This is a genomic window from Thermophilibacter sp. ZX-H3 (genome assembly GCF_052599055.1).
Genome location: NZ_JBQXES010000005.1, coordinates 57,920 through 72,858, shown reverse-complemented (window position 1 = coordinate 72,858; position 14,939 = coordinate 57,920). Strand labels below are relative to the sequence as shown.

Below are 14,939 nucleotides of genomic sequence, written 5' to 3'. Positions count from 1 at the left end.
AAGGACTCGGCATTGGAAACTAGGGAAAAGACCTTAGAGACAATTGTCTCTCAATGGCTTGGCAAACAACCAGAATGGTACTCATATGCCCTGCATATTGCCCTGATGGGTGAGTTCTCGGAAGAAGACGTCAACGCTCTGGCACGAGAGGTATGCAAGACACACGACATTGAGCTTGATGTTGTGGCGAAATCCGAAGAGCTAAAGCCTTTCAGGACGACAGATCTCGCAAGTGCCGGGATTGTTCACCGTGAGATTACTTTGGAAGCCATCAAGGCGGTAAGCGGGGTCAACGCGATAGCACCTGGCTCAGAGCTTCGCTTGTCCCCGATCGGCATTACCGTTGTCTACGGCAACAACGGCTCTGGAAAGTCCGGATTCAGCAGAATCATCCGCAACGCAAGCACGTCGCGATCGGGTCCAGAAACCATTCTCTCCAATGTGTTCGATGCGAACGGAAAGACAGCCGTACTCATCGAGGCAACAATAGACGGGAGCAGGAGAAAGCTTTCCTGGACGGAAGGCGATGCCGAATACCCATCGCTTCCGGAAGTGGCTTTTTTTGACTCCGCATGCGCACTGCAAGAACTGAGCGGCAGGGACGGAGAGGTGCTGTATGCCCCACCGATCATTTCTGCGCTGGAGCGTTTTGCCCGGCTGATTACCGCCGTGTCTGTAAAAATCCAACAAGCCGCCAATGCCCTGGTCTTTGAGGTCAGCGAAACGAGCGTTCCTTCTGAGCTCAGGCGCGCCCCACAAATCACCGAAGTGCTTTCCTGCAACAAACAGGCAGACGCATTCAAACTCGTCGCGAAGGCAACGCTTAACGAGGAGGAATCGAAGCGGCTACAGTCTCTGCCCCAACTAATTGAAACCGATCCCACCAGAGAGATACCAAAGATTGAGCGGCGACTCGAGCAGCTCAAAGGAATGCGAAAAAGGCTGGCGAACCTGTATCTGTGCACCCAAGCCCCATATATTGATGAGCGCACCAATGCGACCAAGAAGCTGGCGGAGGCCGAAGAGGCGTCCAAGGCGGCAAGTTCGCTCGTTAAGCAGGACTCATGTTTGGAAGGCGTTGGCAGTGAAGCGTGGAAGGCTCTTTGGGAAGCGGCTCGCTACTACTCCAATGTTATCGCCTATCCCTTGACGAAATACCCCGAAATGCCTCCGGGCGCGCTTTGCCCACTATGCCACCAGCCGCTTGGTGAGACAGCGATGCACCGCCTACACTCGTTCGAGACATTCGTCACGGGAGCTGCGGAAAGGAATCTAAAAGAGAGCCAAGAGGTTCTCGAGGGCATACGCACTCGACTCTCAAGCGCCATCGCCGCGGTCAAGGGCGACGAGTCGGCCGTCGGCATCTTGTCAGAAACCGACGCTCGCGATGCCATGGACCAACTAATTAAATGCATCAAAGATTTAGCAGATAGTCCCGACGACCACACGCTGAGCAAAGTGTCCGATGCGGTCAGCCGTGCGGGAGGGTATGTCCGCAAGGAAATCGATAGCCTAGACAAGCGTTTAAGCATCGCCAAGGAGAATCTGGATCCAGGCAAGATCACACAGCAAAATGTAGAGCTCATCATGCTCAAAGCCAGATCATGGATAGCCCAAAACGCCATACCATTGCGGGCTGATGCCGAGAGGAGAGAGCGCAAGACCGCCTTGTCAGAAGCAGTAAAAGAATGCAGCTCCCGCTCGGTTTCCAATCTGGTTTCCACGGTTTCAAAGTTGGAAATCGTGGAGAAGATGCAGGAGCGATTCTCCTCTGAACTGGCTAGGCTAAAGGCCTCGAACCAGCGTGTATCCATCACCTCTCGCGTCAAGTCAGGAAGGGACTACCAGCAGATAGCCCTCGATGGCTCCAAAGAGAAGACGCGAAGTGTACTGAGCGAGGGTGAGCAGAAAATCGTCGCCCTAGCAAGTTTCTTCGCCCTCCTTGACGTTTTGCCGGGAAAGTCAACAGCCGTCCTCGACGACCCCGTGACGTCGCTCGACCACCAGTGGAGAGAAGTGGTCGCGTCCCGCATCGTCGAAGAGGCAAAATCCCGCCCCATTACCGTGTTTACCCACGACCCCTTCTTCTGCATGCTCCTATCTGAATGCGCCGACCGTACGGGAACGGCGATTGAATACAAAACTATCGACAAAAGGGGAAGCTTGTCCGGCATTGTTAGCGATGGACTTGAGTGGGGCGCCAGCAAAGTAAAAGAACGAGTATCAATTCTTCGAAATGACGCAGCGGAATTGAGACGAAAGCGCAAGGCGGATGCGTTCGAATCAGATGCCGAATTCGCTTGGGCAATAACCTCATGCTACAGCCGTTTGCGCGCGGCATGGGAGAGAGCCGTTGAGGAGGTTCTTCTGGCAGGCGTCGTCTCCAGAGCAGAAAGACCCGTTCATACTAACAGCCTCAGGCACCTAAACGACATAACGGATGAAGACATCTCGGTAGTCAACGAAAACATGTCGAAGTGCTCAAAGGTTACAGAGGCACATGACGACCCGCTCGCGGCGCCTTCAATGCTGCCAACAATCGAAGAATTTGAGACTGACGTCGAAACTCTTGCCACTTGGGTGAAGAGGATAAATAAACGTCGAGGCAGCTGATGGTGATCACGATAGGCGTAAGGCGTACGGCTAGCTCAACAAGTTCTGGATTGCGGCCTGAAAGAACGGCAGCATGACGCCAGCAAGCGTCGAGGCGCTCTTTGCTATGCTCGCGGCACGCTCGAGCTTCTCTGCGAAGCCCGTCTTGTCCTTTGACTTGGCAGCGCAATCAAGTTCCTTGAGTGCCGCCTCCGCCTCCTCTTTGAGGCTGTCCTCGATGTCCATGTCGATGAGCGCTTGAATCGTCATGCCCAAGGTGACGGTGGTGCTCGTCTCGGCTGTGGCGCTGGAGCTTGACATTGCGCTGGGCCCATAGTTCACGTTGTTGAACGTAGGATTGTTCTCAATCTTCACTGCTGCCTCCAAAGGAAAATCCCCTTCAACGTACTCTCGCCCCATATCCGTGATTTGGACGTGATAGGGCTTGTCATCCGCCCACATAACCTTTATCAGACCCTTTCTGCTAAGGGCTTGATAATCGCTCAGTCGATCTTCGTAGCACTCAGGTGGTATGTCGCCGCCGTCCCTGTCGCAATCGGAGACAAGGCGACCGATTAGCTCGTCCGCGGAATCTCGAAGGTGGGCGAAACCCTTTCGCTCTCTGCGAACGTTCTGGTAATGCTCACGCCCCCCGGGAAGGAGCCTCTGAACGAATGCCAAGGTGTGGCTCATGTCGGTCTGCATGTCAATCATTCCGCAATCGCGCAGCACGATGAGGTCGTTACTTATGTTCCAGGCGGTAAGGTCAGCTGGCAACGAGTCCTGCGCCATCCAAATGCGGGCGAGCGCGTTTTCTTGGCGATTGGTAAGTCCGTTCAAACTATGAACCTCCGCATATAGCTTCGTTTCGATCGATAATTCGTTAAGTATCTTCTTGGAATCTAGTTCAGGCGCCCCGTATCTTTCCTCCACAGATACGTGTCCCACAGATACTCGACGAGGGTGATGCTAGAACCAACCGCGAGCTTGGCGTGGCGCACGAAAAGTGGCTCGAAGTCAGAGGCCTTGCCGTGGCCGGATCCCCAGCTATTCCGATACTCCGCAATCCCTCCCACAAGCCCGGTGAGGCTCCCGAGAATTCTCTTAACCGTCTGGGCCTCGGGAAGATCGCTGGAAACGCTCTCGGTGTCTATGTCGAGTTTCTTCTTAGTTGCCTTAATCAGCTCATTCATATCCCAGCTGCTGGGAACCTCGACTCCGGTCTCCTTGAGGATGGTCTTGCAGCAACTCTCCACAAGCTCCTTGGCCTTCCCGATGGCCTCGGTCGGGTTTGTCTCGCGCATATTCATGAGGGAGTCGATCTGCGCAGTCATGTACTCGGAGGAGAACTGTTCCTTGAGGTACTCGGACGCCCCCTCAAACGGATTGCGCCCAGCGTTTTCCCGGTCGAGGATAGCGCGAGCCTTGCGATAATATCGGGCATGCTCAGCGGAGTAGCGAACGGAACTGTATGAGCCGCTTCCGTTCTCGTCAGGCCTGGTGTACTCGCCTTCATAGTGAAGCTCGTAGTATTCAAGCAGGTCGTTTAGTAGCTTGAGGGCATCTCCGTCCGGGCATTCGTTGAGATAGGCGGTGAGAGACTTCCCCTTGGACAGCTGGTAGCGTTCGCAGAGAGCGACCCCGACGCTCATAAGCGTGAAGTTGTCGAAGTCGTTGGTGGAGAAGTCGAGCACGTATCCACCCCTGTTGAACAGGGAAAGGAAGATGCCCTTTTCAAGCTGGTTTATCGCCAACAGTCCTCCCTGCCTATCCCAACATCTCCGACCCGAACTCCGCAAGCGTAAACGCGTTATCCGCATCCGGCGCCTCGTGCTCGAACACCATAAAGTACCGGAACCCGTCGCCGGCCTTGTCGGCCCATCTCGTGCCAAGCCTCAGCTTTCGCTTGGCATCTTCTCCAAGGTGCTCGCCCTTGGTCTCGATGGCCATGAGCGCTCCGTCGTACGTGAGCGCGAGGAAGTCCGGGTAGTGGTTGACGAACCCGTTGATGTAAAACTCGCCGGCCTTACGCTCCACCACGCGGTGCCACCACCTCACGCGCCGGCTGTTCGCGAGCAGGTCCACCATCTTTCGCTCAAGGCCGTCGACGCGCCCGTCCTCGGCCTCGTAGAGCGCCCCGTCGTAGCTGGTCATCGGGCTCGCCTGTACGAACGACTCGGGGAGCCGGTACGACGGCTCGAGCCGCACGTCGCCCCGCGAGAGGAGCTTGCCGAAGCGATCCTCGCAGAAGTCGTCGGCGAGCACGCGCACGGCGTCCATGACGGCGCGTGCGACGCCGCCCACGCTGTGGAGGCACGCGTCCACGACTGGCGACTCCATGTCGTCCACCACGCGGGCGATGTAGCCCGTGAGCTGGGCGCTCCCGAAGGTGTTCTTGAACTGTGACGACATCGCCTGAAGGACGAGCGCCTTCAGGCTCTCGCGCTTGCCCTCGTCGGACATGTTGGCGAAGAGCATCGCCATGTTCTTCCTGACGTCGTCCTCGAGCCAGCGGATGCGGTACTCGTCGGAGTCCGAGGCGAGGTCGACCTCGCGCGCCTCGGAGAACGTGCCGGGGTCGACCTTCACGTCCTCGATGCCGTACTTGGACAGCCTGAAGTCCGCGAGAAGGTCCTCGCGGTCGAGCGGCTTCCACGTCTCGTCGTCGGTGAACAGACCCCCGTCCACGCGAATCACGAACTGCGGGATGGTCAGTTCCCTCACCGAGTCAGCGACCGCCTCGCGCATGCGGTACACGTTGGATCCCCCTCCCAGGCCGCCGAGCAGGGTGCCGGCGCCATCCGAGCCGGCCTCCTCCTCGAAGCGCTCCTCGACGCGCTCGGAGGTGCCGATGATGTCGTCCACGGACGCGGGCCCGGTGGCGCCGCCAGCGCCATCGGGCACGGTCAGGTCGGGCCCCTCGAGGTCGAGGCCGTCTTCCTCGCCACCCTCGGAGCCGCTTGTCGGTTCGTCCGGGAAGTCGATCCGGTCTTGCTGCGCGGGCGTCGCAGGCGACGTCCCGGCGGTCTCCACGTCCTCGCGCGAGAAGCCCACGCCGTTGAGGCCGTCGACCACCTGCGTGAGGGTCGCGTCGAAGTCCGCGGACGCCGTGAGCACGTAGGCGATGTTGAGGCTGCGCGCCCCCGCGCGAGCCGCGTGGGGCTGCCTCAGCACGCGTCCCACGATCTGCTCCACGCTCACCTGCGAGCTCTTGTTGGCCACGGTGGCGAGCACGTAGGCGAAGGGGCAGTCCCAGCCCTCGGCGAGGGCCTCCACAGTGATGATGAAGCGTATCGGGCACTCGCGGCCCATGAGGTCGGCCCCGCCGATCTCGTCCACGTCGCCCGTCCGCACGGCTATCTGCTCAGGCGGTATGCCGCCCTCGACGAGCTTCTCCTTGAGCCTCTGGTAGGTCTCGGCTCCCTCGGCGCCGCGGCGCTCGGCCTGGAAGAGCACGATGGGGCGGATGTAGCGCCCGGTCCTCCTCTCGTCCTGCTCGGCGATGGCCTCCAGCCTGCGCTGGAGCGTGACGGCGTCGGCGATGGTCGTCCGCTTGTCGGGGCGGCGGTACACCACCACGGGGAGCTTCACCATCTCCTCGCGCTTGAGCTGGCGCGCGGTCGCCTGCGCGATCACGTTCGCGCCCCTGGCCGGCGTCGCCGTGAGCTCGAGCACGAAGCGCGGGTTTAGGTTGCGCAGCATGTCCAGCGAGAGCTTCGAGCGCGCGTGGTGGCTCTCGTCCACGATCACGATCGGGTTCGTGCCCGCGAGCGCGGTGATGAGCGCGGTGTCGTCGGCGCCCTCCACATCCACCGCCGTGCCGGCGTCTCGCTGGAACGCCGTGAGGCCGGCGAGCGCCGAGTTCTCCGCGTAGGCGCGCCGCCCGTCCTTGTTCTTGAACGAGTCGTAGGAGAGCACGAAGAGCGTGAGCTGCTCGCTGACGGTCGACGCGGTGAACGAGCGTCCGCGCAGGCCGTCCTCCTTGTCGAGCACCTCCACGCGCCCGCCGAAGTCGCGGTCGAGCGCCATGCGCAGGAAGTGCTCGGGGTTGCGGAAGTTCCTGAGCGTCTGCGACAGGATCTCGCGCCTCGGCACGAGCCACACCACGACGTTGGCGGCCGAGGGCAGCGCCTCGGTCAGAACGCGCACGGCGCTCGCGCCGATGAAGGTCTTGCCGCCGCCCGTGGGCACCTTTACGCACACCTTCGGCGCGCCGCTGAGGTCGTCGCGGTAGCGCTCGACCCCGCCCTGCCCGGGCGTGAGCCCTACCGCGTTCATGAAGACGCCGTAGGCCGTCGCCGCGTCCCTGGTCATCGCGTACGTCCTCGCGAAGCGCCCGACCTCTTTGAGGACTTCTTTCTGGTAATGCTTCAGCTCCATGGCTAGATCCTCGCTATCTGGTCGGGCACGCGCTTGAAGACGACGCCCATCTCGTCAAGGCGCTCGGGCGCGATGGCGCAGCGGTCCGCGTAGATCACGGTCGGCGTGCCCTTGTGCGGGAGGCCCCGTAGCAGATCGTAGGTGAGCGCGGTCTCCTCGCCGGGCTCCCAGGCGAGGTAGTAGACCGCCTGCGCGTGCTCGCCGAGGAGGTAGGGGTGCTCGTCCGTGAGGTCCTCGTAGGGTGCGCGCGTCTCGGTCGCCCACACGTAGCGGGCGAGGTCTGCGCGCGTGACGTCCGGGCTCAGCGTCCCGTCGCCCCGGAAGAGCGCAGGGCCGAGCTCGTAGTAGGAGAAGCCGGAGTCGATTCCCTCGACCGCGTTGCTCCCCTCGCCGTAGCCCGCGATGACGCGACGAATGCGCTCGGCGGTAGTCGTGTCCGCGTAGTCGCTCAGCTCAACGAGTATGAAGCGACGATGGCCGCCGTCCTCCTCGTTAAGTTTCATCAGCGCATGTGCAGTTGTGCCTGAACCAGCAAAGGAATCAAGCACGATCGAATTAGGCTTCGTGGCGAGCTGTAAGATGCGTTCAATTAAGCGCACAGGCTTCGGATAATCAAAGACGGCCTTCCCCAATATGACGGCAAGCTCTTGGGTGGCCTCTTGAGTATGCCCGACCTCTCCATTGGTCCACCAAGTCCAAGATGTCTTGCCAGGTTTGTCACATAGGTAATTCTTCTGCCTGGGAACGCCGTCGCCCGACTCTCCGAACCAAAGACGGCCTTCCGCCCGCAGCTCCTCGTAAACAGACTGCAGGTTCTTCCAGCATCGACCTTCCGGTGGGCCAATCAGCTTTCCGGAAGGAGTTTCAATCTGGTACATCTGGTTCGGTCTGAAACCCTGAGCGGTAAAATCGACAGAAACCCATGGCCCCTTAGGGTCATTGTCTGGATTCTTATATTTCCGAGCATCCTCCTCATCGAGAGGCATCAGGTTTAGAACGCGTGTGAGGTCGGTGGCATCCTTTGAGTACAGAAGGATGTATTCGTGCCCGTTGCTCATACGTTTTCTGGCATCAGGTGAGGTTCGCTTTTGCCAGATGATGTCCGCGATGAAGTTCCTCTGTCCAAACACTTCATCGCAAAGCATCTTGAGGTTTGCCTGCTCGTTGTCGTCAATACTGATGAAGATGGCACCAGTCGGAGCAAGCAACTTCCTCAGAAGCTGGAGCCTCGGGTACATCATGCACAGCCACTTGTCGTGGCGGGAGAAATCCTCACCCTCTTTACCTACGACCTCTCCGAACCACTTCTTTATTCGTGGATCGTTTACGTTGTCGTTGTATGCCCAGTTCTCGTTGCCGGTGTTGTACGGCGGATCGATGTAGATGCAGTCGACCTTCCCCTCGTACTCGGGCAGCAGGGCCTTCAGCGCCTCGAGGTTGTCGCCGTGGATGACCATGTTCCCGCAGTCCGAGCCTTGGCTGTCGAGCACGCCCTTCTCGGGCACGCGCTCGAGCACGCGATACGGGACGTCGCGGTGATGGTTGACCACCTTCTCCTTGCCCATCCAGTTGAGAGTCGGCATTGACGCACATCCAATCCGGCACAAGCCGTGACGGTTAACAACACAATGCAACCATTATCCCACAGGGACCAGACATGTTGAAAAGTCGGAGCTACACAAGACAAGAGAAAAAGCGGCTCGTCATCGAGCCTGATTCGAGCACCCCGTCGCTCCCGAGGCGCCTCTACCGCAACGCCAACCGCTCGTTTTTCAATCCGCTGTTACGACTCAACTCTGCCAGCTGCGTACGTTTCGTAAGAGCAGCACGGCATAATTCCATCACGATGTGGTCTTATCAGCATTACCTCTTATTCCAATGGGGAGATAACTCTCGCACTCCCCAATTTCGAAGGACTGCTCTGCTTCTTGCTTCAAAGCTTTTTGCGCCAACCGATATGCTTTTGGACTCGTCGCAGGTGTTCTCTTATATATTGACTCAAGTCTATCCTGCAGTCCTTTTCGATTCTCCCGAATAGATTCGGTATCCAAGTCGTCAAAATCAGTTAGCAGTGAAACATAATCTTGTAATACTGGCCACAATTCATCTGCCGCTGATCGATGCGCCTTAATCTCTGCTGCATAGTCTTTTCCCCTTGCGTACATATTCAACGCCAAAGATACGACCGAACACAGGCCCGCCAATACAGTTGCGACATGTTGATAACTTATCAACATGCTGATAAAGCCAATAGAAGATACCGAGGTCAAAACGATTTGAGCAACTGACAGCGCTTTGAATCCATCATCTTTCAAGTTGGCATCCTTGTGTTGAGCTGTATATGTATATAGCGCCTTGCAATATGCCTCTTTTATTTGAGAGCGTAGACGCTCTTTCTGCTCAGTGCTCGATTCCATCATTTCATCCCCTAATCTAGGACATATATTTCAGAACTTTACCGAGACACTCAACACTATTCGAAACATCAACTCTCTGGCCGCTACCCGGAGCGAGAAGCTCAAAGTTACAGTATCCAAATACTGACAGCGAATTGAACTCGTCAAGGAGTGCCTTCTCGTATGTCCCCTTCGGTGAAGTCGAAGGCCCGGACGCCCAGCACCAATTTCCAATAGTCTTGTAAACAAAGCTATCAATCACAATTCCCGAAAGCGTATAGCTGGAATAGCGCTCGTTATGCACTGCTCGAATATGCTTGCAGGTATCAAACAGCAGCCCATTAGATGCCTTGTTTTTTTCTTTCATCGCAAGTTGTTCAGCCTTTGGATTGGTTGAGCGCCAATTGCCTCCCATATTGCTATCTGGATATGAGTAAGTTTCGGCACCCCTCCAATCAACATCCATAAAGGCAGGAAGTATTTCGAATTTCATTCCATCGCTAAAATTCATCACAACTACTTGTCCGTCTGCACGAACGGAAGTTGAGGGCAAGGTCGATTGAATAGAGCTCTTTACCGCCTGAAGCAATCGTGACTGACCGTTTCCCCTATATGCGTCATAACGTTCATACTCGCTCTTTGGAAGAACGGTCAGAATATCAATGTCGCTGGCATCTGTAGCAGTTCCACGCCCGTAAGAACCCACATAGATGGAATGGGCTGTTTCGCTTTCACTCTGCCAGAATTCTCGATTTATCGCCTTAGTTACCCTCTTGTATCTCATGGAAATACAGCTTCTGAGCTCAGAACCAATAATCTCTGAATGATGAGAGACATAACAACTCATATCAGTATCCTTCGGCGATTGCCTACGTTTGACTTCTAATTCTAGCTTCTCACACTGACATCTTTGTTGTTGCGTATTCTTGCAAAGAGAATTGCAGAATAGTCAGCAGTGAAAGACCGCTTCACTTATCCCTAAACACCAGCATCCCACTGTAGTCCGTGTCGCGCGGGCGACGACGGTCGGGGTCGCGGAAGAAGTCCGCCGCTAGCCGACGGATCACAGGAGAGAGCGCGATCAGCGCGATGAGATTCGGGATCGCCATGAGGCCGTTGAAGCAGTCGGCGAACTCCCAGACCACGTCGAGGTTGGTCACGCAGCCGGCGAACACCATGGCGACGTAGGCAACCTGGTAGACGCGCACGGCCACGCGCTGGGCGCGGCTCTTGCGGAAGAGGTACTCCACGCACTTCTCGCCGTAGTAGTACCACGCGATGAGTGTGGCAAACGCGAAGAGCATGAGGCCCACGGTCACGATGTACTGGCCGCCGGGGATGCTCTGCCCAAAGGCCGCCGAGCTCATGGCACCCTCGGACATCATGGGGTCGGCGTGCCACAGCCCCGAGGTAATGATCACGAGGCCCGTGATCGTGCACATGACGATGGTGTCGAAGAACACCTCGAAGGTGCCCCACAGGCCCTGGCGGGCGGGGTGGTCGGTGTCGGCGGAGGCGTGCGCGATGGGCGCCGAGCCCATGCCCGCCTCGTGGGTGAACACGCCGCGCGACATGCCCACGCGGCACGCGTACATGACCGTGGCGCCCAGGAAGCCGCCCGTGGCGGCCGTGCCGGTGAAGGCGTCGCGGAAGATCTGCGCGATCGCGGCGGGGATCTGCCCGGCGTTGACCACGAGCACCGCCGCGGCGCCGAGCAGGTAGAAGATGGCCGCGAAGGGCACGAGCTTCTCGGTGATCTGCGCGATGCGGGTGATGCCGCCGATGAGGACCAGGCCCGCGAGCAGCGCCACGACGGCGCCGATGACGGGCAGCGGCACCCCGAAGGTGGCGTTCACGCTGCCGGCGAGGGAGTTGGCCTGCACACTCGCGCCGATGCCGAAGGACGCAAGAAAGCCGAAGGCGGCGAACAGCATCGCGAGCCAGGTCTTGCCCAAGCCGAGGGAGATGTAGTACATGGGGCCGCCCACGATCTCGCCGCGCTCGTTGCGCGTGCGGTAGGCCACCGAGAGCGTGACCTCGCAGAACTTGATGACCATGCCAGCCAGCGCGGAGAGCCACAGCCAGAAGATCGAGCCCGGGCCGCCCGTGGCCACCGCGAGCGCCACGCCCACGATGTTGCCGGTGCCGAGCGTCGCCGCGAGCGCGGTGCACACCGCCTGGAAGGGCGAGATGGTGCCCTCCCCCGCCTCGGACTTGTCCTGGCGCTGGAAGAGCGTCTTGGTGGTGTAGCGCATCACGACGTTGAAGTGCGAGAACACGACGCCGCGGGTGATGAAGAGCAGGAACACGCCGGTTCCGAGCATCAGCACGACCATGGGGACGCCCCACAGCACGTTGTCGTTCAGGGCGGTGATGGCGGACATGAAGAAGTCAAACATGGAGGGCCTCTCGACGGGGCGCGGGTAGTTTCAGCTACACAAAGGTTAACTTTGCCCTACCCGTGTTTCCGTGGCGTGACGGGAGCGTTGACAGATGGGCTGCCGGCCGCCCTCACGTCCTGCATCCCGCATTCCGTTTTACCGCCATTGGCGGTAAAATAATGGCGGTAAAAGGAGGTCGCATGGGATACGAGCCGCCCTTTGAGAGAACGCCGGAGATTGACAACCTCTGCATGGAGATCGCAGAGCTCGTGGGCATGCTGCACCCCGCCTCAGGCCTCGGCACAAGCCCGACCCTCCACCGCGAGCTGCGCATCCACACCATCCGCTCGTCTCTCATGATCGAGGGAAACACGCTCTCCGAGGAAGCCGTGACCGCCATCATGGACGGCAAGCGCGTCCTCGGACCCGCAAGGGACATCCTCGAGGTAGAGAATGCAAAGAGGGCTTACGAGCTCATCGACTCCCTCGACCCGCTGAGCCTGAACGACCTCCTGCGCGCTTATCGCGTCATGATGGACGGGCTTATCGAGCATGCTGGCTGCTTCCGCTCGGGTGACGTCGGGGTCTTTGACGGAGAAACCCTCATCCATGCCGGCACGCCGGCGAACTACGTTCCACAGGTCATGTCTGACCTCTTCGAGTGGCTCGCCGCAACCGATCTGCACCCACTTCTCGTCTCGTGCATCTTCCACTACGAATTCGAGTTCATCCATCCTTTCACAGACGGCAACGGACGTACGGGAAGGCTCTGGCATACGCTGCTGCTCTCGCGCTGGAGGCCCGCCCTCGCATGGCTTCCCGTCGAGAGCGTCATTCGCGAGCGGCAGCATGAGTACTATCGCGTGCTGGCGGAGTCCAACGCCGCAGGATCCTCAGAGCGCTTTGTCACGTTCATGCTGCAGGTCATTCGCGACGCTCTGCTGCCCTTCTCGCTGCCGGAAACTGAGGATGAAAGCCGCGCTCGACAAGCCCTCGCATACTTCTCGGCGAACCCCAAGGGGACGGTCGCGGAGCTCGCCAACCTTCTTGGCTGCTCAAAGCGCTCCGCAGAACGCCTGGTAGCGAGCCTTCGCAAGGAGGACAAGCTTCGCCGCGAGGGTGCCACCCGCGGCGGCACGTGGGTCGTTAGCCGGTAGCGAACCCTACCCCGAGTCGTCCACCAGCAGCACGTCACCCCGCGCGTCGGCAATCCGCCGCAGCTCATCTGTGAAGCCGCTCGCGCTGAAGATCGCGAAGGTGTCCACTCGCGCGTCCTTCTCCCACGGGACGCGTGCCACCTTCTCCTCCAGGGTTCGCAGGACATTCGCGCCGACGGGGTCCTTCCAGAACTTGCACTCGCCCCAGACGGCGCACTTCTCGCCCGCGCTCAGGCCAACAACATCAATCTCGTCGCTCCCCGACCACCAGCGGCCGACGCGCTCCGGCACAAAGCCCAGCTCGCCAGAATCCGTCAGTTCCCATAGGCACTCGCGGCAAACGTCCTCGTACACGTACGCCACGTGACCATCGATAAAGTGGTCTCGAATGCGCCTCTCTACCGCTGACGTGCGGCCCGTCTCCAGGTAGCTCAGGTTGGGCAGCACGAACCGGAACCAGAACTGGAGGAAGTTGTCCTTTATCCGATAGAGGCTCTTCTTGCTCTTGTTAGGGTTGCCCTCAGTGACGGGCACCTCGCGCTCAAGGACGTCAAGGTCGATGAGGGTCTTGAGGTACTTGCCCAGGCTCGTCTGCTTCAGGCCAAAGTCACGAGAGATCTCATTGGGACGGTGCGCTCCCCCAGCGATTGCGCGGATGAGGGCGAAATAGGTTCCCACGTCGGGAACTTCACGCTGCAGCAGGAAGTTCGGCTCGTCGTAGAGAAAGCCGCTGCGGTCGAGGACGTTTGAGGAGATTGCCGAGTAGACGTCCTTCTCGTCCTCAAAGAGCTCTATGTACTTGGGAACGCCCCCGGTCACGGCGTAGCGCTCCACGAGCTCGCGCGTCGAACGCCCCGGCAGAAACTCACGATAGTGCGAAAACGGAATCTGGCCCATCCTGATCTGAGCCGTGCGGCGACCATAGAGCGGGCTCTCCTCAGAGAGTACCTGGTCCCTCATGAGCGAGATGAGCGAGCCGCAGAGGATGAGCATGACGTTGGCGTCTTTGAGCATCGTGTCCCAGACGCGCTGGAAGATCGACGGGTAGGCGGGGTTTGCCCTGCCGAGGTACTGGAACTCGTCGATAACGATGACCGCGCGCTCACCTGCAGGGCCACACGCGCGAGCGATCTCGCGGAAGACGTCCTCCCACCGCGAGACGCGCGCTGTGCGGAGCAGGTCGCTTTGGAGGAAGTCGGCCGCCACGGACTGGAAGCTCTCGAGGTTCTGGAGCTCGGGTTCCTCCGTCGCCAGATAGTAGAGGGCACGCTTGTCGCGAATGAACTGGGAGATGAGCTCCGTCTTGCCCACGCGACGACGGCCGTAGACAACAACGAAGGAGGACCCCTCGCGCACATATTCGCGCTCGAGGGCTCGAAGCTCTGCGTCTCGATCTACGAAGATGCGCATGGTCGGCCCCCTTCTTGCCAAAGATTATTCTCTACAGAATTATTCTATTTAGAATAATCTTGGTGGCAAGGGACTTTACCGACAGTGGCGGTAAAGATTTGGCGGTAAAGTCGCAAACGGACGCAGCCTAAAGCGTCCGCTCGCAGACCACAATCTCCTCGCCCCAAGGGGCCTGCGCAGCCTCGCGCTCCTCGGAACCGCAGGCACGATAGAGGCCAAGGCTGTCGCGAGCAGAGGCGACGAACACGCTCCCATTCTCCGCCTCGTGTGCCAGCTCGCAGGAGCGGCTCACGACGGCCTTGGTAAGGCCGTGACCGCGCGCCTCCGGCCAGCAATACACGAAGCCGACCCATGGGCCGCGAGCGTCACCGAGAATCGCGCCCGCTGCGGCAAGCGTCGCAAACGCCTGGATCTCGCCGTCCACGATCGCAACAACGAGGCGGTCACCCGCCGAGAAGTGCCCGCCGTCCCGCAGCTCGAAAGCAAGATGAACGCCGGCATTCCACGGACAGGCGGCAATCCGATCGACCACCGCGGGGTCCACAGGACTCGCAAGGTCAAAGTCAATGATCTCGCAGCCCTCAAGGTTCTTCTCTGCCGCATGCGCTCCTTCCATGCATATG

11 protein-coding genes are annotated in these 14,939 nt (G+C 59.2%); 2 read left to right on the top strand and 9 right to left on the bottom strand.

Going from position 1 to position 14,939, the window contains the following annotated elements; translation table 11 throughout:
- Positions 1–12: 12 nt before the first annotated feature.
- Positions 13–2,613, top strand: a complete 2,601-nt coding sequence (locus tag ACULPM_RS03330; protein WP_445331096.1) for an AAA family ATPase — start codon at positions 13–15, stop codon at positions 2,611–2,613.
- A gap of 30 nt (positions 2,614–2,643) precedes the next feature.
- Here ACULPM_RS03330 and ACULPM_RS03325 read toward each other — a convergent pair whose 3' ends face one another.
- The 7 genes from ACULPM_RS03325 to ACULPM_RS03295 all read right to left on the bottom strand — a co-directional run bounded on the left by ACULPM_RS03325 (position 2,644) and on the right by ACULPM_RS03295 (position 11,767).
- A complete protein-coding gene (locus tag ACULPM_RS03325) occupies positions 2,644–3,297 on the bottom strand; it encodes a hypothetical protein (RefSeq protein ID WP_445331097.1) in 654 nt (217 codons plus the stop codon).
- Positions 3,298–3,494: 197 nt separating this feature from the next.
- The gene (locus ACULPM_RS03320) at positions 3,495–4,346 is read right to left on the bottom strand and encodes an abortive infection family protein (protein ID WP_445331098.1); all 852 of its coding nucleotides are present in this window, start codon (positions 4,344–4,346) and stop codon (positions 3,495–3,497) included.
- A gap of 13 nt (positions 4,347–4,359) precedes the next feature.
- On the bottom strand, positions 4,360–6,972 hold the full coding sequence (locus tag ACULPM_RS03315) for a DEAD/DEAH box helicase (protein WP_445331099.1): 2,613 nt from the start codon (positions 6,970–6,972) through the stop codon (positions 4,360–4,362).
- Positions 6,973–6,974: 2 nt separating this feature from the next.
- Positions 6,975–8,555 carry a site-specific DNA-methyltransferase gene (locus ACULPM_RS03310; RefSeq protein WP_445331100.1) on the bottom strand — a complete coding sequence of 527 codons (1,581 nt, stop codon included), beginning with the start codon at positions 8,553–8,555 and terminating at the stop codon, positions 6,975–6,977.
- Positions 8,556–8,813: 258 nt separating this feature from the next.
- Positions 8,814–9,392 carry an SLATT domain-containing protein gene (locus tag ACULPM_RS03305; RefSeq protein WP_445331101.1) on the bottom strand — a complete coding sequence of 193 codons (579 nt, stop codon included), beginning with the start codon at positions 9,390–9,392 and terminating at the stop codon, positions 8,814–8,816.
- A gap of 13 nt (positions 9,393–9,405) precedes the next feature.
- Positions 9,406–10,215 carry an SMODS domain-containing nucleotidyltransferase gene (locus ACULPM_RS03300; RefSeq protein WP_445331102.1) on the bottom strand — a complete coding sequence of 270 codons (810 nt, stop codon included), beginning with the start codon at positions 10,213–10,215 and terminating at the stop codon, positions 9,406–9,408.
- 121 nt (positions 10,216–10,336) lie between these two features.
- Positions 10,337–11,767 (bottom strand): alanine/glycine:cation symporter family protein, encoded by a 1,431-nt coding sequence (locus ACULPM_RS03295; protein ID WP_445331103.1) that lies wholly within the window; start codon positions 11,765–11,767, stop codon positions 10,337–10,339.
- Positions 11,768–11,949: 182 nt separating this feature from the next.
- Between ACULPM_RS03295 and ACULPM_RS03290 the strand changes: the two genes are divergently transcribed.
- A complete protein-coding gene (locus ACULPM_RS03290; RefSeq protein WP_445331104.1) occupies positions 11,950–12,906 on the top strand; it encodes a Fic family protein in 957 nt (318 codons plus the stop codon).
- A gap of 6 nt (positions 12,907–12,912) precedes the next feature.
- On the opposite strand, the gene ACULPM_RS03285 is transcribed toward ACULPM_RS03290, so the two are convergent.
- Both ACULPM_RS03285 and ACULPM_RS03280 read right to left on the bottom strand, forming a co-directional pair.
- Positions 12,913–14,316: an ATP-binding protein gene (locus ACULPM_RS03285; RefSeq protein WP_445331105.1), complete on the bottom strand. Its 1,404-nt coding sequence runs from the start codon at positions 14,314–14,316 to the stop codon at positions 12,913–12,915.
- 127 nt (positions 14,317–14,443) lie between these two features.
- Positions 14,444–14,932, bottom strand: a complete 489-nt coding sequence (locus ACULPM_RS03280) for a GNAT family N-acetyltransferase (protein WP_445331106.1) — start codon at positions 14,930–14,932, stop codon at positions 14,444–14,446.
- Between the last annotated feature and the right edge of the window lie 7 nt (positions 14,933–14,939).